This window comes from Novosphingobium sediminis, assembly GCF_007991615.1.
Classification (GTDB): domain Bacteria; phylum Pseudomonadota; class Alphaproteobacteria; order Sphingomonadales; family Sphingomonadaceae; genus Novosphingobium; species Novosphingobium sediminis.
Genome location: NZ_BJYR01000009.1, coordinates 185409 through 207434, shown reverse-complemented (window position 1 = coordinate 207434; position 22026 = coordinate 185409). Strand labels below are relative to the sequence as shown.

Here is a 22026-nt window from a genome sequence, read left to right as displayed (position 1 = left end):
CCGGCCTGAACCGAAAGGCCACGATGCGTACAATCATGCTTGCCGCGACCTTGCTCGCCGGCACCTTCCTTGCGTCACCCGCACTTGCCCAGCAGGTGGCTACCGAAACGCCGATCCCGGCGGAGGCAGGCCAGATGCCTGCCGGCAAGCTCGACGGTTCAGTCGTGCCGCAGACCTACCGGCTCGACCTCACGGTCGATCCGACCAAGGACCGCTTTTCCGGCCATGTCGAGATCGACGTCGATGTGAAAAAGGCGGGCCGCTTCGTGTGGATGCACGGGCGCGACCTCAAGGTCGGCAAGGTCACCGCGATGGTGGGCGGCCAGCCGGTTGCGGGCACGTTCCGGCAGGTCGATCCGACCGGCGTCGCGCTCGTCACGTTCGATGCGCCGCTGCCTGCAGGCAAAACCACGTTCGCGTTCGACTATGACGCCCCCTTCGGCGAAGGCCCGGCGGGCATGTTCCACCTCAAGGTGGGCGACGACTGGTATTCTTGGACGCAGCACGAATCGATCGATGCGCGCGCAAGCTTCCCCTCGTTCGACGAGCCCGGCTTCAAGGTGCCGTGGAACGTTACCCTGCGCACGCCCGAGGGCCTGAAGGCGGTGAGCAACGCACCCGAGGTCAAGACCGAGACCGCGAACGGCATGACCGTCCACACCTTCGGCCAGACACTGCCGCTGCCGAGCTACCTTGTGGCGCTGATGGTGGGTCCGTTCGTGACGGTGGAGGGCGTGGTCCCGCCCACTCCGCAACGGTCAACGCCGCTGCCGATCCGCATCGTTTCGACCAAGACGAACACCGGCAAACTCGATTTCGCACTCGAAGGCACCAAGGGCGTGGTGCAGCATCTCGAAGCCTATTTCGGCCAAAGCTTCCCCTACCCCAAGCTTGATCAGATCACGACGCCGATCCTGCCTGGCGCGATGGAGAACGCCGGCGCGGATCTCTATGCCGACAGCATCCTCGTCATGGATGACAAGGCCTCGACCGCGCAGAAGCGCAACTTCGGCATGATCGTGAGCCACGAACTGGCGCACCAGTGGTTCGGCGATCTCGTCACCCCGGCTTGGTGGGACGATATCTGGCTCAACGAAAGCTTTGCCAACTGGATGGGCTTCCGCATCGGCAACGAATGGCGGCCCGATCTCAACATTGGCGCGGGTGCTCTGGCGGAAGGCTTCGGCGCAATGGGCATCGATGCGCTGATCGCTGGGCGCCCGATTCACCAGAAGATCGAGAAGAACGCGCAGATCGACGCAGCCTTCGATACGATCACCTATGGCAAGGGCGGCCACGTCGTCGCGATGATCGCCGCGTTCATGGGCGACACCAAGTTCCGTGATGGCGTGCGCGGCTACATGGCGGCGCACAAGTATGGCAACGCGACAAGCGCCGAGTTCTTCAAGGCAATGGCCGAAGCGGCGGGCGATCCGCGCATCCTGCCCGCGATGCAGAGCTTCACCGATCAGCAGGGCGTGCCGCTGGTGACGCTGGAGCGTGCCGGTCCGCAGAGCTGGAAGGTCACGCAAAGCCGCTTCGTGCGCTATGGCATGAAGGGCCCGGACACGACCTGGGGCATCCCGCTGTGCATGCGCCAGAGCGATGTGCGCCAGTGCACGCTGATGACCGACAAGACCACTACAGTGACGCTGAAGAGCATGGGGCCGATCATGCCCAACGCGGGCGGCACCGGCTATTACCGCTTCGAGCTGCCGGCCAAGGAATGGGACGCGCTGATCGCGGCAGTGCCGAGCATGAGCGGCAGCGAAGCGCTGGCGGTAATGGATAGCATGAACGCCAGCTTCTATGCAGGGCGGCTGACATCGGACCAGCTCATTGCCGGTTCGCGCGCGCTCGCGGCCAATCCGGACAGCTATGCCAGCGGCGGTGCCACCGGTTTGCTGCAGGCCATGGCCGATCGCGGCGTGATCGCGGAAAGCGCCAAGCCCAAGTTCCGTGCCTTCGTCGATGGGCTCTATGCCCCTCAGTTGAAGTCGCTAGGCCTTGATCTGAAGGCAGGCGCGCATGCCGGGGATGATCCGGAGAAGCAGCAGCGCCGCGTGCAGCTGGTCGAACTGCTGGCCGGCACGGCGCGCGACGAGGCGCTTGGGGCGAAGCTGAGCACGGCGGTTGATGCCTATCTCGGCGGGGATGCGGGCGCGCTCGATCCTGCGCTGTTCGGCGCGGCGTTCGATGCATGGCTGGGCACGCACAAGCTGGACGGCGCCAAGGCGCTGATGGACAAGGCGCTCGCTTCGGAAGACCCGCTGTTCCGCCCGGCGGCACTGGGCGCGATCGGGACCACCGGCGATGCGGCGACGGCGAAGTGGCTGCTAGACGAGTTTCAGGACAAGCGCCTGCGCCAGTCCGAGAAGCTCAATTTCGTGCGGTATGTGGTCACCACGCCCGAAACGCGCGACTGGGGCTACAGTTGGATGAAGGCGCACCTCGATGAGTTGCTGAACGGCGGCGCGGGGATCTTCTTCGGCGCACGGCTGCCGCAGATACTCTCGAACTTCTGCTCGGTCGCTGCGGCAGACGAGTTCGACGGGCTGCGGGCGAAGTTCGCCGGCAAGTCGGGCGCGCTGGAACTGGAGCGGACGATCGAGCGCGTGCGTGCCTGCGGCAAGATCAAGGACGCACGCGGAGCCGATCTGACCGCCGCGATTGCGAAGCTGAAGTAGGCGTCGTTCAGGATAACGGCAGGCGCAGCGTGGCGGTGAGGCCTTTGGTCTCGCCGCCCGCTTCGTCTGTTGCGCGGCGGTTGGCGAGGATCAGCGAACCGCCGTGCTGATCGGCAATCGCGCGGGCAAGCGTAAGGCCGAGGCCCGCGCCGCCTGTCCCTGAATTGCGCGAGGCTTCGAGCCGGGTGAACGGCTCGAGCATACGGGTGATTTCGTGCTCGGGGATGCCGGGGCCATCGTCCTCTACCGTGAGAACGGCCTCGCCGCCCTCGCGCCGCAGCGTGACGCGGGCCCTGTTGCCATAGCGCAGCGCATTGGAGACGAGGTTGCGCAGCGCGCGGCGCAGCCAGGTGGCGCGCAGCGGCATGACGATGCGCGTTGCATCGCCCAGCGTGACGTCCTCACCCATATCCTCATATTCGCCGACAACATCGGCGACGAGCGCGGATAGCTCGGTCTGCTCAAGCGGGTCTGAAGGCCGCCCGACCCGGGCAAGGCTCAGGATATCGTCGAGCGAACGGTTGATGTCCTCGATCGTCGCGGCCATGCGGCCGCGCTCGGTGTCGTCCTCCACCGCTTCGATCCGCACGCGCAGCGCGGCGAGCGGTGTCTTGAGATCGTGGCCGATGGCGCCGAGCATCACGTCCTTCTCGTCAAGCAAGGCGCCGACCCGGCGCTCCATCGCGTTATGGGCGACGATCAGTCGGCGGATGTCATCGGGCCCCTCGGGAGCAAGCTGGCCGCCCGCCGTGCGCGAGCGGGCGAAGCCTTCGACTTGCGTGGTGAGCGCCTTCAACGGCCGCGCAATGCGGCGCAGGATCAGCGCGACTGCGCCGACCAGGACGAGATAGATGAACACCGTCTGCAGCACGAGCGTGGTGAGCATCGCGCGTTCGGTGCGCGGGGCAAGCAGGCGCGCAGTGAGCCAGGTGCCGTCAGGCCGGCCAATCGCGGCAATGATCAGGCGCGGACGCGGGGCACCGGGCGGTCGGACGCGCGGTCCGCGCCGGGCGAGCCATTCGGTGATGACGGGATCGCGCGCAGGATCACGCTCGGCCACGAAAAGTTGCCGCGCATCGACGCCTTGCGCTTCGAGCACCTGGCGCAGGGCGCCCTCGATCTCGGGACGCCGGCGGTCACCGGCAATCTGCGGCGCGCGAAGTTCTTCCTGCACGCGCAGCGGACGCGGCATGCGGAAGCCGATTTCCGGACCCTCGTCGCCGGGCGGAGGGGGCGGACCGAACTGCGCACGGGGATTGCGGCCAAGCAGGCTGAAGGCCGCGTAATTGACGAGCCCGGCGAAGTGCCGCTCATGCTGCATGCGCCACATCAGCGCAGCCGAGAGGCCCTGCGCAACCATCAGCGCGAGCGCGATGGCGAATAGCATCTGGCCTTGCAGGCTGCGCGGCCATAGCCGCAGGCGCGCTGCCCTTGGCTCGGATACGTCAGCCATCGGCAGCCACCTTGCGCACTTCGGCGGCGAGCATGTAACCGCCGCCCCACACCGTCTGGATCAGTTCGGGATTGCGGCTGTCGCGCTCGATCTTGCGGCGCAGGCGGCTGATCTGGTTGTCTACCGCGCGGTCGAACAAGTGCGCTTCGCGGCCTTGCACCATATCGAGGAGGCGGTCGCGGTCGAGCACCTGGCGCGGGTGATCGAGGAAAGCGACGAGCAGGCGGAACTCGGCCGAGGAAATCGCGACGACCGCGCCTTCGCGGTCGATCAGGCGGCGGCGCAGCGGATCGAGGCGCCAGCCGTCGAAAGTGTAGTGCAACTCGTCGGTCGCCTCAGTCCTCATTCCGGGCGCACGGGACGCGCGGCGCAGGACGGAACGGATCCGCGCAACAAGTTCGCGCGGATCGAACGGTTTGACGACGTAGTCGTCGGCGCCGATTTCGAGCCCGACGATGCGATCGGTCGCCTCGCCGCGTGCAGTGAGGAAAATGACGGGGAGTTGGCGCGCCTCGATCAGGTGGCGGCACAGCGAGAGGCCATCCTCGCCCGGCATCATCACATCGAGGAGGACGATGTCGTAGGTTTCGGCGGCGAGCCGCGCGCGGGCTTCGGCAGCGCTGGCGGCCTGCGCAGCGGCGAACCCCTGCCGGACGAGATAGTCCGCCAGGGGTTCGCGCAGAGCCGCCTCATCATCGACCACCAGAACACGGGTCGCGTCAGGCATGGCCGTCATGCTCAGGCACCGGGGGGCGGCGGCGGAGGCGGCATATCGCCCATGTCATGTCCGCCCATGCGGTGCATGCCGCGCCCACCGCGCCAGCCGCCGTGTTCCCCGCGCATCGCCATCCATGCGGCGCGGCGTTCCTGCGGGGTCAGCTTGCCATCATGGTTGGTATCGGCGGAATCGAAGCGGGCCTTGGCAGCGGCATCGAATTCGGCGCGGGTGATCGTGCCGTCGTGGTTGGTATCGGCCTTCTCTGCCATTTCGTGGAGCATACGCGCGCCGGGGCCCATCATCATGCCCATGCCGCCGCCCGGAGGCGGGGGCGGCGTATCACCGGGCGCGCCATCGCGGCCCTTTCCGCCCTTCCAGCCGGGACCATCCATCATCTTCTTGTGATGCTCCATGAACTCGGTCTTGCTGATCGAGCCATCGTGGTTGGTATCGATCATGTCGAACATCTCGGCCATCTTGGCCTCGCGATCGGCATGGTTGAGCACACCATCCTTGTTGACGTCCAGCTTCGTCCACAGCGCATCCGCCTTGGCCTTGGCATCGGCCCAAGTAATGGTGGCGCCGCCCATGGGATCGCGGCCAGGCTCGGCAAGCGCGGGGTAGACGGCATAGAGCGCTGTGGTGGCGGTCAAGAGAACGGCCGCAGAGGCGGCGAAGGTGGTCTTTTTCATCGAGCACGGTCCTTGTCCTGAAGGGACGCAGGGAAGGTTCTGCCTTCCCGCTGTGTCCCATCTACAGCCGGGTTGTCGCAGGGTTATCCCACCGATGCGGTTCTTTGTCGCACTTTGTCGCGGGCGTTTCAGCGCGGGCGATGTTCCGTCCCGAGGCCCGAGGTGATGAACAGCGCAGAGGCCTGAGCCGAAATCAGGTCCATCGTGTGCCATGCACCCGGCGGGTTCACGGCATATTCTCCGGCGACGAGGCGGAGCTCGGCCCTCGTTCCGTCGGCGAGTTCCTGATGCATCACTGCCTCGCCAGAAAGCAGGAGGACGACTTCATCGCCTGCCGGGTGCATTTCCCAGCTGTCCCAGCTTTCGGTGAAGCTGTGCTGGCTGACGAGGCGGCCTTCCGCCCCATCTTCCCCGTGGCGGGCGATGTAGCCGCCGTACCATTCCATGCCCGTGAAGGCCGGCTGGGGCACCGCCTTCGCGCCGAGCCCGATGTGGATGGGGTTCGTATCGAGGCGGTGCGCCATGATGATCAGCTCCCCATGACAAAAGCATTGAGCTTGTTGCCATCGGGATCGCGGAAATAGGCCGCGTAGAACCCGCCCTCGCCGCGCGGCCCCGGAGGGCCTTCGCAGGTGCCGCCATTGGCGAGCGCGGCGGCATGGAGCCGGTCGACCTGCGCCGTGTCCCTGGCTTCCAAGGCGACCATCACGCCGTTGCCGACAGTGGCAGGCTCTCCGTTATAGGGCTTCATCAGGCCGATGCCAGCCGCGCCGCCCGCCTCACCCCACGCGATCGCGCCGTCCCATTCGTACATGCGGCCGGTGCCCATTTCGGCGGCCAGCGCATCATAGAACTTCGCGCCGCGCGCGAGATCGTTGGTTCCCAAAGTCACGTAGCCGATCATGTCCTTCTCCTCTTCCGCGAGTCGCGATGGACGGAACATAACACGAACAAATACACTTACAACGGGGCGCAGGCAGCCTCCAGCCAGGGGAGGTCCGCACCCGACAACTGCGGGGCGAGCAGATCGCGCACCTTGGCGTGATAGCTGTTCCACCAATCGCGCTCGTGCTGCAGCAGCAGCGCGGGTTCGACCAAGGTGCGATCGATGGGTGCGAAAGTCAGCGTCTCGAAGCCCATGAACATGCCCTCGGCGCCTTCGATCTGGCGCTCCTCGACCAGCACGAGGTTCTCGATGCGGATGCCGTATTCGCCGGCCTTGTAATAGCCGGGCTCGTTCGAGAGGATCATGCCGGGAAGCAGCGCCTGCCCGGTGCCGGCCTGCCCGCCCGCCGCCTTGGCGATGCGCTGCGGGCCTTCGTGGACGGCGAGGAAGCTGCCGACGCCGTGGCCGGTGCCGTGGGCATAATCGAGCCCGGCGGACCACAGGAACTGGCGCGCGAAGCTATCGAGTTGGCTGCCGTTTGTGCCTTCCGGGAACACGGCAAGGTCTAGCGCGATGTGGCCCTTGAGCACGCGGGTGAAGCGGTCCTTCACTTCCGCCGGGGGTGCATCGGGGCCGATCCAGACGGTGCGAGTGATGTCGGTCGTGCCATCGAGGTACTGGCCGCCGGAATCGACGAGATACACGCTGTTGGGCTCGATCGCCCGGTTGGTGTGTTCGTCCACCTTGTAGTGCGGGCTGGCGCCGTTGGGCCCGGCGGCGGAGATCGTGTCGAACGAGAGATCGCGCAGCAGGCCGGTCTTCTCGCGCTCGGCACGGAGCGCGGCGGCGGCGGAGAGTTCGGTTTCGGTGCCCTTGGGCGCGGTGACGGACAACCAGTGGAGGAAACGCGTGATCGCCGCCCCATCGCGCGCCTGCGCGGCGCGGTGGCCGGCCTGCTCGACCGGGTTCTTGCGGGCCTTGGGCAGCACGGTGGGATCGGTGACCGAGACGGCCTCGGCGCCCGCTGCCTTCAGTTCGGCATAGATCGCGGCAACGGCGCGCTCGGGATCGACCGCGACCTTCTTGCCTGCCAGCGCGGCGAGCGCGGGGGTGAAGGCAGCGCGGTCCTGCACGCGCACGGCGTTGCCGAGGTGCTGGGCGAGTTCGGGCGTGACTTTCTCCGGCGCGATGAACAGATCTGCCGTGCCGTCGGCATGGGCGAGGACGAAGGACAGCGCGACGGGCGTGCAGTCCACATCCGAGCCGCGCATGTTGAGCAGCCAAGCGACCGAATCGAGCGCGGAAATGACCGCGGCGTCGAGCCCGCGTGCGGTGAGCCATGCGGCGACTTCGGCGCGCTTTTCATGGGCGGAGGCGCCGGCGTATTCGTCGGCATGAACGAGCGCGGGGGCGGCGGAGGGCGCGGGGCGGTCCTGCCAGATCGCGTCGATGGGGTTCTGCTTCACCGCGACGAGCGTGGCACCCCTGCCCTTGAGCGCGGCAGCAGCGGCATCGGCCCAACCCTTGCCGTGGAGCCATGCATCATAGCCGATTCGGCTGCCTTCGGGCGCATGTTCGCCTAGCCACGCAGCGACCGAGGTCTGCGGGACGGACTGGTAGGAATAGAGCCGGCCATCGACCTGTTCGCGCACCTGCAGCGTATAGCGCCCATCGACGAAGATCGCGGCTTCATCCTTCAGCACGACGGCGGTACCGGCCGATCCGCCGAAGCCGGTCAGCCAGCCGAGCCGCTGCGCATAGGCGCCGACATATTCGCTCATGTGCTCATCAGAGATGGGGATGACGAAACCATCGAGCTGCTGGCGCGCGAGTTCCTTGCGCAGCGCATCGAGGCGGGCTTCATGGGTGTTCATCAGCATGGGTCTTGTCCTGAAACGTGTCGCCCGCCTTGCGGGACCATGCCGCGCACCATAGATGCGAGGGATGACGGAAACCACCCCTGCAGCGCCCCCGGTCGCCGCCAAGAAGCCCCACACGTTCACCCACCACGGCGTGACGATCGAGGATCCCTACAACTGGCTGCGCGATCTGGGTTATCCCGAGGTCAAGGATGCCGAGGTGCTGGCGCATCTGGATGCCGAGAACGCGTGGTTCGAGGCGCGGATGGCGCCGCTTCAGCCCACGGTAGAAACGCTGCTCACCGAGATGCGCGGGCGGATCAAGGAAGCCGACAAGTCGGTGCCGCAGAAGGACGGCGACTGGCTCTACTGGATCGAATACGAGGAAGGCGCAGAGTACAAGAAGTGGTGGCGCAGGCCCGTTTCCGGAGGGCCGGACGAGCTGATCCTCAACGAAGTGGCGCTGGCCGAGGGCAAGGAATACTTCCGTCTTGGCGCGCTTTCGGTCTCGAGCGACGGGCGGCTGCTGGCGTGGGCGGTCGATGACAACGGATCGGAGCGCTTCACGGCGCGAATCAAGGTGATCGCGACGGGCGAGGAATTGCCCGACGTGATCCCGGGGACGCTTTCCGCGCTCGTCTGGGCGGCGGACGACAGGGCGCTGGTCTACAGCCTCGCCAATGCGCAGTGGCGGACGGACAATGCGCGGCTGCACTGGCTGGGAACGCCGGTGGAAAGCGATGTCGAGCTCTACCACGAGGATGACGAGGGCTTCCGCGTTTCCGCCGGGCTTTCGGCAAACGACGAGTGGCTGGTCATCTCGACCGGCGACCATGAGACGAGCGAAGTGCGGCTGGTGCCTGCGGCCGATCCTCTGGCCGAGCCGCTGCTGGTGCGGGCACGGGCTGTCGGGGTTGAGTACGATGTCGATGTGCGGGGGGACACGCTGTTCATCCACACCAACGACACGCATGAGAACTTCCGCCTCGCCACCGCGCCGCTGGCCAATCCCGGCGAGTGGACCACGCTGATCGAGGGGACGGACGACTTCTACCTGACCGGATTCGACCTGTTCCGCGACTTCTACGTCGTCGAGGGCCGGGTGCGCGGGCTCGACCGAATCGAGGTGCGGTATTACGACGATCCGGCGCGGATCGTGCCCATCGCGTTTCCGGAGGCGAGCTACGAAGCCTCGCTCGGCGACAATCCAGAATGGGCGATGGACAAGCTGCGGGTCAGCTACGAATCGATGACCAGCCCTGCATCGGTCTACGATTACCACGTCGCCGACGGGCGGCTGGAACTGCTGAAAACGCAGGAAATCCCGAGCGGATACGACGCCTCGCTTTATGAGACGGCGCGGCTGGAGATTGCCGCGCGCGATGGCACGGCGGTGCCGGTCTCGGTGGTGTGGCGCAAGGGGCGCGAAGCGGGCGGCCCGCTCTATCTCTATGGCTACGGCGCTTATGGCATCGCCATCGGGCCGGGCTTTTCGACCACGCGGCTGAGCCTGATCGATCGCGGCTTCGCCTATGCCATCGCGCATATCCGGGGCGGCGATGATCTGGGGCGTCGCTGGTACAAGGCGGGCAAGCTGGAACAGCGGACCAACACGTTCAACGACTTCGTCGATGTGGCGAAGGGGTTGATTGCAGAAGGCTTCACCGAGGCAGGCAAGATCGCGATTGCGGGCGGCTCGGCAGGCGGTGAGCTGATGGGCGCGGTGATCAATTCCGATCCCGAGCTGTGGGGCGCGGTGGCGGCGCATGTCCCGTTTGTCGATGTGCTGAGCACCATGCTGGACGAGGAACTGCCGCTGACGCCGGGCGAATGGCCCGAATGGGGCAATCCCATCGAGGACAAGGCAGCGTTCGAGCTGATCCGCTCTTACTCGCCCTACGATCAGGTGCGTGCTCAGGCCTATCCGCCGATGCTGGTGACGGCAGGCCTCAACGATCCGCGCGTGACGTACTGGGAGCCTGCGAAGTGGGTTGCCAAGCTGCGCGAGCTGAAAACCGACAGCAACGAACTGCTGCTCAAGACCAACATGGGCGCGGGGCATGGCGGCAAGTCGGGCCGGTTCGAGGGCTTGCGCGAGACGGCCGAGGAGTTTGCCTTCATCCTTGCGCAGCTGCAGGTTTCAGCCTGACCATGCATAGCAAGACCTTCACCGCCGGGCCGGAGCACATCGACGTGCTGGGCCACGTCAACAACGCGGTGTGGGTGCAGTGGATGGAAGCGGTTGCCACCTCGCACTGGGAAGCGCTCGCCCCGGCGGCGTGGCAGGACGCCTATGTCTGGGTCGTGACGCGGCACGAGATCGACTATCGCGGCAATATCGCGCTCGGCGAAAGCGTAACGGCGGAGACCTTCGTGCCCGATGCTCCGCGCGGCGCGCGGTTCGACCGGCGGGTCGATTTCCGGAACAGCGCGGGCAAAGTCATCGTCAGCGCGCGGACGCAGTGGGTGCTGATCGACAAGGCCACCATGCGCATCCAGCGCGTGCCGGCGGAGATGGCGGCGCTGTTTACCGGCTAGGCCGTGCGGACCTGCTGATCGGGCGTGAAGCCCGTCAGCCGTTCGCGCATGGTGCGATTGCGGCCAAGGCGCTTGGCTTCATAAAGCAGGCGGTCGCAATGGCTGTAGAGCACCGCGAATTCGACATCGAGGTTGCCGGACAAGTCGTGCTCCACCACCCCCATGCTGGCCGTGACGACATGGCCGAGGCCAGGCACCGCGGTCGCAATCCGGGTGCTGAGCGCACGGCGGCAGCGCTCGGCGCGCTCTGCGGCACCGGATCCGCGCAACAGGAGCAGGAATTCCTCGCCGCCCATGCGGATGGCGCAGGCATCGTCGTCCTCGCCCAACACGCTCGCGACGACCTTGAGCACCGAATCGCCGACGGCATGGCCGTGCCGATCATTGATCCGCTTGAAGTGATCGAGATCGATCACCGCCATGGTGCGGTAGCCAAGTTGGAACAGATCGTTGAAGCGCCGCTCGATCGAATGGCGGTTCCACAGACCGGTTAGCGCATCGCGCCCGGCCACGCCCTCGAGCTCGATCGCGCGGGCATGGGCAAAATCACGTTCACGCCGCAGTTCGAGGAAGCGGATCACGATGCCGAGCGAATTGGCGAGCACTTCGGCCGCGAGCGCGAGCTGGAAGATGACGACGGATTCGGTCGGCCGAGCATGGGGCAGAATGTAGCTGCCAATGCGGTAGACCCCGACCAGCAGCGTCGGGCTCCAGCCGACCATGAGGAACGAGACGAGCTTGCTGCCGCGCCGCCAGGCATCGGTGATGCCGATGAAGATGAGCACGATCGCAAGCGAGATGCCGGAATAGACGCCGAGCGCGCTGTGGGGGCGCAGCGCTTCGATCTGCAGCGCGGTGAATAGGCCCCCGCACATGACCACGGGGGCGCTGGCGATCAGCAAGCGGCGCAGCCATGGCGACAGCGCGTCGGGTTCGAGAAAGGTGACGAGGAACATCAGCCCAGCCCCGGCGACAGCGCCGAAACACAGGCTGTTGATGGAAATCTCGGTCGCCGCGTCCAGATCGGTCGCGATGTGGATGAAGCCGGTCCCGATCACCGATTCGACGAGCATCAGCCCGACCATCACTACGTGCCACAACACGAAAGGTCGGCGCAGCACGATGTAGAAGCCGAAGTTGAGGAGGAGCGGCACCACCAGCATGCCGCAGATCGCCGCCATCGCGACGACCACGCCCATGTCCCAGCCCGTCCCCTCGGGTGCGCTGTCGAGCCGGGCTTCGCTGGCGATGGTCTTGTTCCATGGCCCATCGATCCGCATGGTGACGAGGCGCGGACGCGCCGGCGTCTGCGGCAGGGGCAGGACCATCATCGGCCCATCGATGAGGTGCTGGACCGAGGTCGACAGGTAGCGCCCGGTGCGCACGGCGCCGCCTTCGTCGACCACCCAGATGGTGATCGCGCGAAACGGCGAGGCATGGGTGACAAGGCTCTGCGCGCGGGGTTTGACGGGATCGGTCAACCGGTAGCGGAGGAACAGGCTTTCAGGGCCGATATCATATTCAGAATCGGTGCAGACCCACCGGTCCGGCGCGCGGCGCAGGTCCGCGTAGGTTTCCGTAGCGTCAGCCGATGCATGGCAGGTCTGGCTGGCGACAATCGGCGCGGCGGCGGCGGGCATGCCGAACAGGCCGGATAGCGTCGCCACCAGCCCGAACAGCACAATTCTGCGCCAGATCCAGTCCATAGGGCCCGTTCTAGCCAAATGAACTTATAGGGTAGTTAACTCCGCGCCTGTTTCAGGAAGCGAGATCAGGCAAGAAGTTCGCTCACGGGCCGGTAGGGATACCCAAGTTCGCGCGCCACGGCTTCGTAGGTCACTGCGCCGGCGTGCACATTGAGCCCGGCGGCAAGATAGGGGTTCGCAGCAAGCGCGGCCTTCCAGCCTAGGTCGGCGATTCTGAGCGTATGCGGCAGCGTCACGTTGTTGAGCGCATAGGTGCTGGTGCGTGCGACGCCGCCGGGCATGTTGGCCACGCAGTAGTGTACGATGCCGTCGACCACGAAGGTCGGATCGGCATGGGTCGTCGCGCGGCTGGTTTCGAAGCAGCCGCCCTGGTCGATGGCGACATCGACGAGCACCGCGCCGGGCTTCATCGTGGCGAGCATGTCGCGCGTGACAAGCTTGGGCGCGGCAGCACCGGGGATCAGCACCGCACCGATGACGAGGTCAGCTTCGGCGACGCAATCGGCCAGATTGGCGCGGTTTGAAAAGCGCGTCTTGGCGCGGCTTTCGAAGTGCGTGCCGAGCCGTTCGAGCACTTCGGGATCGCGGTCGAGAATGGTGACGTCGGCGCCAAGACCCGCAGCCATCTGCGCCGCATTGAAACCAACGACGCCGCCGCCGATGACCGCAACCTTGGCCGGGAGCACACCCGGCACGCCGCCGAGCAGCACGCCGCGCCCGCCGTGGGCCTTTTCAAGCGCGGTGGCGCCAGCCTGGATCGACATGCGGCCAGCGACCTGGCTCATCGGCTTCAAGAGCGGGAGCTGATTGCCGGGGCCGGTCACGGTCTCATAAGCAATGGCAGTGACGCCGGACTTCACGAGGTCGGCGGTCTGCTCCGGATCGGGCGCGAGGTGGAGATAGGTGAACAGGATCTGGCCTTCGCGCAGCATCGCGCGCTCGACGGCCTGCGGTTCCTTGACCTTCACGACCATTTCGCAGGCGGCGAAGATCGTCGCGGCATCGGGCTTGATCGTGGCGCCAGCGGCTTCGTAGTCGCGGTCTGCCGCACCGATACCGAGCCCGGCGCCGGTTTCGACCCAGACATCATGACCATGCGCGGCAAGCTCGCGCACGCTCTCGGGGGTCAGCCCGACGCGGTATTCGTGGTTCTTGATTTCCCGGACGGTACCGACACGCATGACAGGATCCTTTTCGCTCTCCGTTGATGGGAGGATACACGCAGGCACGCGCACTGTTTCACCTGATTGGCCGTATCGCACGGCCTGTTTTGGTGATATTTCCTGCTGTACTGTTTATAGACGGGAAATTCTTGCATGGATCGCATCGATGTCGCGTTGATTGATGCACTGCAGCACGACTCGGCGCGGCCGATTGCGGTGCTGGCCGAAGCCGTGGCGCTCTCGCCATCAGCCTGTCACCGCCGCATTCGCGCGCTGGAGGAAGCGGGGGTTATCAGCGGTTATGCAGCGCGGATCGACCCGCGCCGGATCGGGCTCGCGGTGGAAGTCTTCGTCGAGATCACGCTGACCAGCCAGAGCCGCGAAGCGATGGACCGCTTCGAGCGGGCGGTGGGCGATTTCGACGATATCCTCGAATGCCACCTGATGTCGGGCGGTGCGGATTACCTGCTGCGCGTGGCGGCGGCAGACCTCGACCAGTATGACCACATCCACCGCGATTGCCTTGCGCGGCTGCCCGGCGTTTCGTCGATGCGATCGAGCTTTTCGCTTCGCCGGATCAAGCGGTTCGCGGGCTACCCGGTGCCGCGCGGGCGGCCATAGTCGGAGCCTTGCGCGGGCGCTGCGACTTCTTGTCCGCGCTGTCGAGCAAGGTGAGGTCGCTGCCCGGCTCATCCATGCGATAGCGCTCGCGCAAGGTCTGCTTGAAGGCTTCGACGGCGTGCTCATCCGGCAGGTGATCGACAGTGAAGCGCCGCACGACGAACTCGTCGGCACTGTCCAGAACGGTCAGGAAGCGCCCGGAAACCGTTTCGGCCAGATGCGACACATCGAGCCCGTCTGCGATTGACCAGCGGTGCCGGCCCCATGTCACGATGCGGCGCCCGCAGTGGCGGCAGATGCTGTAGATCCCGCCGTCATCCTCGTGCGCGCGCCATGTCGTAGGCTGATGCGCCCGCGTGAACCAGCACTGAGACAGGGCTACATAGGGCACGCCATGACCTTTCCTGCGCAGTGGACGCTATCCCGGGTGGGGGCCGGGAAACCAGTGGCAACACGCATAGGCAAGGCGCACCGCCGGTCATCCAGACAGAACGGCGGCGGACGAAGATTGTTAAGCGAGGTAGGGCCTAAGCCCCCGCATCACAGCGGATTACCATCCTTGTCGCGGTAAATATCCCGTCGGCCGACGTGGTTGGCGGGGCCGACGAAGCCATCCGCTTCCATGCGCTCGATCCACTTGGACGCGGTGTTGTAGCCCACGCCCATCTGGCGTTGGACCCAGCTGGCCGAGGCCTTCTGGCTTTCGAACACGAGCTGGCAGACCTGCCGATACTTGCGCTCTTCCGGATTGTCGGAGGCGGTTGCATCCAGATCGTCGAAGCCGAAACCGCCATCCTCGGGCTCTTCAGTGACCGAATCGACGTAGTCCGGGCTGCCCTGCCCGCGCCAGTGATCGGCAACGCGCTCGACTTCCTCGTCGCTCACGAAGGGGCCGTGGACGCGGGCGATGGCGCCAGTGCTGGGCTTGTAGAGCATGTCGCCCTTGCCGAGCAGCTGTTCGGCGCCCTGCTCGCCAAGGATCGTGCGGCTGTCGATACGGCTGGTAACGGCAAAGGAGATACGGGTGGGCAGGTTGGCCTTGATGACGCCGGTGATGACATCGACCGAGGGGCGCTGCGTCGCCATGATGAGGTGGATGCCTGCCGCGCGGCTCTTCTGCGAGAGGCGCTGGATGAGGACTTCGATTTCCTTGCCGACGGTGACCATGAGGTCGGCCAGTTCGTCGACGATGACGACGATCTGCGGCAACACCTGATAATCGAGCTGCTGCTCCTCGAACAGTTCCTCGCCGGTATCGGGATCGAAGCCGACCTGAATGCGGCGGCCGAGCGGCTTGCCCTTGCTGGCGGCAGCGCGGACCTTCTCGTTGAAGCCCGAGATGTTACGCACGCCGACAGAGGACATCATGCGGTAGCGGCGCTCCATTTCCTCGACTGCCCACTTCAAGGCGCGGACCGCCTTGGCGGGCTCCGTCACCACCGGCGAGAGGAGGTGCGGAATATCGTCGTAGGACTTGAGCTCAAGCACCTTGGGATCGACGAGGATCAGGCGGCACTGCTGCGGCGTCAGCCGGTAGAGCAGCGAGAGCAGGATGCAGTTCAATCCGACCGACTTACCCGAGCCGGTGGTGCCCGCGACCAGCAGGTGCGGCATCGTAGCGAGGTCTGCCACGATTGGCTCGCCCGCGATGTCCTTGCCGAGGATGATCGGCAACATGGCCTTGGAATCGGCGAACTTGCTGCAGGAGACGAGCTCGCGGAACGAGACCATGTCGCGCACCGCGTTGGGCAGTTCGATGCCCATGACGGTGCGGCCCGGGATCGAGGAGACACGCGCGGAAATCGCGCTCATGTTGCGGGCGATATCGTCGGCAAGGCCGATCACGCGGCTGGCCTTGATACCGGGCGCGGGCTCCAGCTCGTACATCGTCACGACCGGGCCAGTGCGGACCGCAGTGATCTCGCCCTTCACATTGAAATCGTCGAGCACGTTCTCAAGCAGGCGCGCGTTGCGTTCGAGCGCGAGCTTGTCGATCTTCGGACCCGAGGCGGCGGGGATCGGCTCGAGAATATCCAGCCCCGGCAGCTCGAACTGATCGAACAGATCGCCCTGCCGCGCCTTGCCGGGAGCCTGAGCGATCGTGGGCGGGCGCGAGGGGTCGGTGATCTCGGTCGGCCGGCGGGGCCGGCTCGGAGCATCGGCGGCGGCGACTGCGGCATCCTCGCCGGCTTCGGGACGGGGCTTGGGCTGGCGCTTGGGGAGCAGCGCGGCAACACCGGCCGCCGCTTCGGCCACCGGACGCTCGCCGCGGCGCAGGAAGGCCGGCATGCGCGGCATGCGGTGCCAATCGAACGCAAAGACCTTCGTGGTAACGAAGAGCCCCGCAACGATGGTCACGAAAGCAGCGCCGCGCACGATCCACAGTTCTGCGGCAGGCACCAGATGCGCCAGACCGCGCACGAGCGCAGCGCCAAGCAAACCGCCGAGCCCGCCTGCGCCCGCCGGAAGCGTGCCGCCCGGGCCGGTCAGCATGAGCGCGAAGGCGGTGCCCACCAGCGCCATGGCGAATGCGAGCATGACTGCCAGACGCCACCACGCGGGGAGCGGCTGGAGCGCCTCGTCCTCTTCGTCGATATCGATCAGATCGCCGGCGGCATCCCACAGGCGCCGCGCGAAAACATACAGCAGCGGAAGCAGCAGCACGCCCGGCATGCCGAAGAACAGCAGAACGCGTTCAGCCGCCCACGCACCGGGCAAGCCCATCCAGTTTTCGACCGGGCTGCCCGAAGCGGTGCTGCCCGAAGGATCGGTCTGGGTATAAGTCGCAAGCGCGAGGGCGAGGGCGATCATCGCGGCAAATAGCAGCGCCGCGCCGATCAGCTCCGCGCTGCGGCGGAAGCTGCGTTTCAGGATCGCGCGCCAGTCTGCGCTCTTTGCGGCACGCCCCCCTCCGGGCGAAACGAGTGCGCGAGATGCCATGAAACCTGTCCCTTCTTGCGCCCTTCATGCGCCCGATGGGGGCGTTGCGTCAAGAATCCATAGGGCACGAAACCCAAGGAATCCGGCGAGTCGCGGGTTTCTGCGGGTTCTAGGCGAGGCCGTCGATGGCCGCCCAGCCCCAGACCGGCAGCCGCGCGGCGCGGCGCTTCGTCATGCCGCCAAGCGCAATGACCGGGACCGGCGAGCGGCGGGCCAGCAGGAGGAACCGGACAGGCCCCAGTATCCGCGCGCCGGGGTGCGACCGGGTGGGAAAGACTGGTGAGAGCAGGATCGCCGAGGCACGCGCACGCACCGCCGCCCCGATCTCGGCCAGTGAATGGGCGGTGGCGAAACGCAGGCCTTGTGCCCGGCCAAGGCTGCGAGGCGCGCCATAGTGGCCATCGGCCGGCCAACCCGGCGCATCGCCTGCCGTGATGATCTGCACCCCGCGCTTCCTGCAAAGGCGGCGCAGCACCTCGAACCGCGCGCGTCTGGCAGCGGGCGGCAGGTGATAGTGCCGGAACACCAGCGCGCTCCCGCGCGGCAGGCGGGAAAGCGTCGATTCGAGGCGGTGATCGTTGCGCGCGTCGGTCAGGAGAAGGGTCCGAGGGACGGGACGACACGCTGGATGACACTGGCGCATATCGAGCCTATAGCACCGCCCCATGACCGATCCAGAGGCCGCTTTGGCCACCCTGACTCCGCTCGGCGCCGTGCGCGAGCGCATCGCCCGCTCTGCTGCCATCGCCCGCCGCAAGGCAGCGGACGTGACACTGGTCGCGGTTTCCAAGACGCAGCCGGCGGAAGCGATCCTGCCGCTGATCCAAGAAGGCCAGCGCGTGTTTGGCGAGAACCGCGTGCAGGAAGCGGATGCCAAGTGGCCGGCGCTGCAGGAGGCATGGCCGGATATCCGGTTGCATCTCGTCGGCCAGCTCCAGTCGAACAAGGCGGAGGACGCGGTGCGGCGCTTCGATTGCATCCATTCGCTCGATCGGCCCTCGCTGCTGACGGCCCTTGCCCGCGCGATGGACAAGGCGGGGCGGCGTGTGCCGCTGTTCGTGCAGGTCAACATCGGCGACGAGGCCCAGAAGGGCGGCTGCGCGGTGGCAGACCTGCACGCGCTGCTCGGCGAAGCGCGAACGGCGGAGCTGCCGGTGATTGGCCTGATGTGTGTACCGCCTGCGGAGATCGAGGCAGCGCCGTTTTTTGCTCTCCTCGCCAAGCTGGCCGACGACAATGGCCTCGCCGCGCGGTCCATGGGTATGAGCGACGACTTCGAGACCGCGGTCATGCTGGGCGCGACGCATGTGCGCGTCGGCTCTGCGCTATTCGGCGCGCGGAGCTGAACGTAGGCCCGCTACAGGCAATTGTTCAGCACGGCTTAAGCCCGTGCGGCCTTTGAAGCGGCACCATGAGCCGCACCCATCACATCCTCAACGCCGCCAGCAACCTGCTTGGCATCTCGCTCCTGCTGATTGCCGGTCTCAGGATTTCAGACAGCGGCGGCAAGACGATGGCGGACGAGATTGCATGGCTTTCCGCCGCCAGCTTTTCGATCAGTTGCTTCTTTTCCTATCTCGCGCTGCGCAACGATGCGCGGGCCGAGGGATTCGAAGCGGTGGCGGACAAGAGCTTCATGATCGGCCTCGGCACGCTCATCGTCGCGGTTGGCGTGCTCGCGATGACGACCAGCCTGCGCTGAATCCTCAAGCCTTCCGTATCAGCCCTGATGCTTGGCGAGTTCGTCGCCGGACAGCGTCACCATGTGCAGCAGGTTGGTCGAACCCGGCGTACCGAACGGCACGCCCGCCAGCGTGATGAGGCGCGAGCCAGCGGTGCCGAACGCGTGGCGCAGCGCCATGCGCTTGCCCTTGGCGATCATCTCCTCGAAGCTGCCGATATCCTTGGTGATCACGGCATGCGCGCCCCACAGCAGGCCGAGCTTGCGCGCGGTCTGCGTGGAGGGCGTGAGGACGAGCATCGGCACACCGGGCCGTTCGCGCGCGACGCGGCGGGCGGTTGAGCCCGAGCCGGTGAAGATGATGATCCCGGCGATCGGAATTGCCTTGGCGATGCTGGCGCAGGCCTCGGCCAGCGCGTCGGCCGTAGTGGGATCGGGGCGCGTCTCGATGAAGTGGACGCGCGCGGCATAGCCGGGGTCTTTCTCGACCTCGCTGGCGATGCGGTCCATGATCGTCACCGCTTCCTCGGGCCAGGCGCCGGCGGCGGTTTCGGCGGACAGCATCACGGCATCGGCGCCGTCGTAAACAGCATTGGCGACGTCAGAAACTTCGGCGCGGGTCGGCGTCGGGCTCTCGATCATCGATTCGAGCATCTGTGTCGCGACCACGACTGGCTTGCCCTCGCGCCGCGCCTTTTCGACGATGCGCTTCTGCAGCGGGGGGACCTGCTCGGGATTGAGTTCGACACCGAGATCGCCGCGCGCGACCATCAGGCCGTCAGCAATTTCGAGAATCTCGTCGAGCCGCGAAATAGCCGCCGGCTTCTCGATCTTGGCCATGAGCGAGCCGTGACCACCCATCAGGCGGCGGGCTTCGGCGACGTCTTCGGGGCGCTGAACGAACGACAGTGCGATCCAGTCGGCATTCTGGCTGACGGCGAAGGCGAGGTCGCGGCGATCCTTGTCGGTCATCGCCGGCACCGGGATCACCGCGTCGGGCACGTTTACGCCCTTGCGATCGGAAATCACCCCGCCGACTTCGGCCGAGCAGAGGATTTCGTTGTCGTCAGCGCGGATCACGCGCAGGCGCAGCTTGCCGTCGTCGATCAGCAGACGCTGACCGGGCCGCAGGATGCCGAACAGTTCTGGATGCGGCAACTGGACGCGGTTTTCGTCACCCGGTTCGGGATTGCGATCGAGCGTGAAGTGGCCCGAATGGCGGATGACCGCACGGCCTTCCTTGAACTTGCCGACGCGCAGCTTGGGCCCCTGCAGATCGCACAGGATCGTGATCGGCCGGTTGACCTTGCGCTCCAGCGCGCGAATCGCGGCGATAGTTTCGGCATGGACCGCATGTTCGCCGTGGCTCATGTTGACGCGGAAGGCGTCAGCCCCGGCGCGGAACAGCTTCTCGAGCATTTCCGGCGAACGGCTGGCAGGTCCGACGGTGGCAAGGATCTTTACCTTGCGGCCACGGGGATCCAGTTTTGCCACGTCCATCACCTCGAATTGAATGCGCCCGCCCTATGGCCTACCTACCTTGAAAACCCAAGGACGAACCCAATGGATACGAATGCAGAAATTTCATCGCCCGATGCCCTCGACACCGTTCCCGACGACGTAGCCGCCGCCGCGTTCCGCCGCCTTGTCAGGCATTTGCGCCACCGGCACGACGCGCAGAACATCGAACTCATGGGCCTGGCCGGCTTTTGCCGCAACTGTCTGGCCGACTGGATCAACGATGCCGGGGCCGGGCTCGACAAGGCCGCGGCCCGCGAAGTGATCCACGGCCTGCCCGCCGATGAGTGGAAGGCGCGCTATCAGACCGAAGCGACGCCCGAGCAACTTGCCCGCATGGCCGAGAGCATGAAGCGCAACGCCCCCGGCCACTGATTGTCCGGCACTGATCGCCCTGCCATTGAACTGCGCGCATAGAAAAAGGGCGCCGGGATAGCCCGGCGCCCTTTTCTGTTTCCGGTTTCCCGAAACCCTTAGGGCTTCGAGAACTGCCAGCCGAAGCGCGTTTAGCGCTTCGAGAACTGGAAGCTCTTGCGGGCCTTGGCCTTGCCGTACTTCTTGCGTTCGACGACGCGCGGGTCGCGGGTGAGGAACCCGGCGGCCTTGACGGCGCTGCGCAGCGCGGGCTCGAACTTCGAGAGCGCCTGCGAGATGCCGTGCTTGACCGCACCGGCCTGGCCCGAGAGACCGCCGCCCTTGACGGTGGCGATCACGTCGTACTGACCCGACCGATCAGCCACTTCGAACGGCTGGTTGATGACGAGACGCAGCGTCGGACGTGCGAAGTACACTTCCTGATCGCGGCCGTTGACGGTGATCTTGCCCGAGCCGGGCTTGATCCACACGCGGGCAACGGCGTCCTTGCGGCGGCCGGTGGCGTAGGAACGGCCCTGCGCATCGACTTCACGCTCGCGCAGCGGCGCGGCGGGAGCCGAGGGAGCGCGGGGCGCTTCGGGAGCCGAGGCGGCAGGAGCAGCGGCGGCGGCAGCCGAGGTCAGATCCTTGAGATCCGCGAGGCTGGAGACGGTATCGGTGTCGGACATGGCTTACGCACCCACCTTGTTCTTGCGGTTCATCGACGCGACGTCGAGCGGCTCGGGCTGCGTCCCCGCGTGGGGATGCTCGGCACCGGCATAGAGATGCAGCGCGCGCATCTGCGCACGGCCGAGCGGGCCGCGCGGGATCATGCGCTCAACGGCCTTCTCCAGCACGCGCTCAGGGAAGCGACCACCGAGGACCTTGTCCGCGGTGACTTCCTTGATGCCGCCGGCATAGCCGGTGTGCTTGTAGTAGATCTTGTCCTTGAGCTTGTTGCCCGTCAGCTTCACCTTGTCGGCGTTGATGACGACGACATGATCGCCGCAATCGACGTGCGGGGTGTAGCTCGGCTTGTGCTTGCCGCGCAGGTGATTCGCGATAACCACCGCGAGACGGCCGACAACGAGGCCATCGGCATCAATGAGATGCCACTTCTTTTCCACCTCGGCCGGCTTGATCGACCGGGTGACTTTCGTGAGCGCCTTCATGGCTGAAACCCATCCTGGAATTGTGGTACGCCAAGAGG

General features: G+C 66.1%; 21 protein-coding genes. 7 read left to right on the top strand and 14 right to left on the bottom strand.

Translation table 11 applies throughout. The annotated features are described in order from the left end of the window. The first annotated feature begins 23 nt into the window (after positions 1 to 23). Positions 24 to 2687, top strand: coding sequence for a M1 family metallopeptidase (locus NSE01_RS07285; RefSeq protein WP_246135075.1), 2664 nt, complete (start codon positions 24 to 26; stop codon positions 2685 to 2687). Positions 2688 to 2694: 7 nt separating this feature from the next. Here NSE01_RS07285 and NSE01_RS07280 read toward each other — a convergent pair whose 3' ends face one another. The 6 genes from NSE01_RS07280 to NSE01_RS07255 all read right to left on the bottom strand — a co-directional run bounded on the left by NSE01_RS07280 (position 2695) and on the right by NSE01_RS07255 (position 8310). After that, on the bottom strand, positions 2695 to 4140 hold the full coding sequence (locus NSE01_RS07280) for an ATP-binding protein (protein WP_246135074.1): 1446 nt from the start codon (positions 4138 to 4140) through the stop codon (positions 2695 to 2697). Next, positions 4133 to 4867 carry a response regulator gene (locus NSE01_RS07275; protein ID WP_147158920.1) on the bottom strand — a complete coding sequence of 245 codons (735 nt, stop codon included), beginning with the start codon at positions 4865 to 4867 and terminating at the stop codon, positions 4133 to 4135. Before NSE01_RS07275 ends, NSE01_RS07280 begins: the two co-directional genes overlap by 8 nt. Before the next feature lie 11 nt (positions 4868 to 4878). Continuing rightward, complete coding sequence (locus NSE01_RS07270; RefSeq protein WP_147158919.1) at positions 4879 to 5550, bottom strand: EF-hand domain-containing protein; 672 nt, start codon at positions 5548 to 5550, stop codon at positions 4879 to 4881. A gap of 128 nt (positions 5551 to 5678) precedes the next feature. Continuing rightward, positions 5679 to 6074, bottom strand: coding sequence for a cupin (locus NSE01_RS07265; RefSeq protein ID WP_174812007.1), 396 nt, complete (start codon positions 6072 to 6074; stop codon positions 5679 to 5681). Positions 6075 to 6079: 5 nt separating this feature from the next. Then, positions 6080 to 6454 (bottom strand): VOC family protein, encoded by a 375-nt coding sequence (locus NSE01_RS07260; protein ID WP_147158917.1) that lies wholly within the window; start codon positions 6452 to 6454, stop codon positions 6080 to 6082. A 56-nt stretch (positions 6455 to 6510) separates the two neighbouring features. Further along, the gene (locus NSE01_RS07255) at positions 6511 to 8310 is read right to left on the bottom strand and encodes an aminopeptidase P family protein (RefSeq protein WP_147158955.1); all 1800 of its coding nucleotides are present in this window, start codon (positions 8308 to 8310) and stop codon (positions 6511 to 6513) included. Between the two features lie 70 nt (positions 8311 to 8380). Here NSE01_RS07255 and NSE01_RS07250 point away from each other — a divergent pair, with 70 nt between their 5' ends. Continuing rightward, positions 8381 to 10444 (top strand): S9 family peptidase, encoded by a 2064-nt coding sequence (locus tag NSE01_RS07250; protein ID WP_371863204.1) that lies wholly within the window; start codon positions 8381 to 8383, stop codon positions 10442 to 10444. A 2-nt stretch (positions 10445 to 10446) separates the two neighbouring features. Beyond that, complete coding sequence (locus tag NSE01_RS07245) at positions 10447 to 10833, top strand: acyl-CoA thioesterase (protein ID WP_147158915.1); 387 nt, start codon at positions 10447 to 10449, stop codon at positions 10831 to 10833. Here the strand turns inward: NSE01_RS07245 and NSE01_RS07240 are convergent. Both NSE01_RS07240 and ald read right to left on the bottom strand, forming a co-directional pair. Next, complete coding sequence (locus NSE01_RS07240; RefSeq protein WP_147158914.1) at positions 10830 to 12539, bottom strand: GGDEF domain-containing protein; 1710 nt, start codon at positions 12537 to 12539, stop codon at positions 10830 to 10832. The genes NSE01_RS07245 and NSE01_RS07240 overlap by 4 nt on opposite strands. A 65-nt stretch (positions 12540 to 12604) precedes the next feature. After that, positions 12605 to 13720, bottom strand: coding sequence for an alanine dehydrogenase (gene ald, locus NSE01_RS07235; protein ID WP_147158913.1), 1116 nt, complete (start codon positions 13718 to 13720; stop codon positions 12605 to 12607). A 135-nt stretch (positions 13721 to 13855) separates the two neighbouring features. Between ald and NSE01_RS07230 the strand changes: the two genes are divergently transcribed. Continuing rightward, positions 13856 to 14323, top strand: coding sequence for an Lrp/AsnC family transcriptional regulator (locus NSE01_RS07230; protein ID WP_147158912.1), 468 nt, complete (start codon positions 13856 to 13858; stop codon positions 14321 to 14323). Here the strand turns inward: NSE01_RS07230 and NSE01_RS07225 are convergent. The 3 genes from NSE01_RS07225 to NSE01_RS07215 form a co-directional block, all read right to left on the bottom strand. After that, the gene (locus NSE01_RS07225; protein WP_147158911.1) at positions 14280 to 14714 is read right to left on the bottom strand and encodes a hypothetical protein; all 435 of its coding nucleotides are present in this window, start codon (positions 14712 to 14714) and stop codon (positions 14280 to 14282) included. The genes NSE01_RS07230 and NSE01_RS07225 overlap by 44 nt on opposite strands. A 149-nt stretch (positions 14715 to 14863) precedes the next feature. After that, positions 14864 to 17263: an FtsK/SpoIIIE family DNA translocase gene (locus tag NSE01_RS07220; RefSeq protein ID WP_147158910.1), complete on the bottom strand. Its 2400-nt coding sequence runs from the start codon at positions 17261 to 17263 to the stop codon at positions 14864 to 14866. Between the two features lie 109 nt (positions 17264 to 17372). Then, positions 17373 to 17906 (bottom strand): thiamine phosphate synthase, encoded by a 534-nt coding sequence (locus NSE01_RS07215; protein WP_246135073.1) that lies wholly within the window; start codon positions 17904 to 17906, stop codon positions 17373 to 17375. 22 nt (positions 17907 to 17928) lie between these two features. On the opposite strand from NSE01_RS07215, the gene NSE01_RS07210 reads away from it, so the two are divergent. Further along, the gene (locus tag NSE01_RS07210) at positions 17929 to 18609 is read left to right on the top strand and encodes a YggS family pyridoxal phosphate-dependent enzyme (protein ID WP_147158909.1); all 681 of its coding nucleotides are present in this window, start codon (positions 17929 to 17931) and stop codon (positions 18607 to 18609) included. 65 nt (positions 18610 to 18674) lie between these two features. Beyond that, positions 18675 to 18965, top strand: a complete 291-nt coding sequence (locus NSE01_RS07205) for a hypothetical protein (RefSeq protein ID WP_147158908.1) — start codon at positions 18675 to 18677, stop codon at positions 18963 to 18965. An 18-nt stretch (positions 18966 to 18983) separates the two neighbouring features. Here the strand turns inward: NSE01_RS07205 and pyk are convergent, their stop codons facing one another. Then, complete coding sequence (pyk, locus tag NSE01_RS07200; RefSeq protein ID WP_147158907.1) at positions 18984 to 20444, bottom strand: pyruvate kinase; 1461 nt, start codon at positions 20442 to 20444, stop codon at positions 18984 to 18986. A gap of 63 nt (positions 20445 to 20507) precedes the next feature. Here pyk and NSE01_RS07195 point away from each other — a divergent pair, with 63 nt between their 5' ends. Beyond that, positions 20508 to 20837 (top strand): DUF1244 domain-containing protein, encoded by a 330-nt coding sequence (locus tag NSE01_RS07195; protein WP_147158906.1) that lies wholly within the window; start codon positions 20508 to 20510, stop codon positions 20835 to 20837. 131 nt (positions 20838 to 20968) lie between these two features. On the opposite strand, the gene rpsI is transcribed toward NSE01_RS07195, so the two are convergent. Next, positions 20969 to 21505 (bottom strand): 30S ribosomal protein S9, encoded by a 537-nt coding sequence (gene rpsI, locus NSE01_RS07190; RefSeq protein WP_147158905.1) that lies wholly within the window; start codon positions 21503 to 21505, stop codon positions 20969 to 20971. A 3-nt stretch (positions 21506 to 21508) separates the two neighbouring features. Then, positions 21509 to 21988 carry a 50S ribosomal protein L13 gene (gene rplM / locus NSE01_RS07185; RefSeq protein WP_147158904.1) on the bottom strand — a complete coding sequence of 160 codons (480 nt, stop codon included), beginning with the start codon at positions 21986 to 21988 and terminating at the stop codon, positions 21509 to 21511. Positions 21989 to 22026 lie beyond the last annotated feature (38 nt).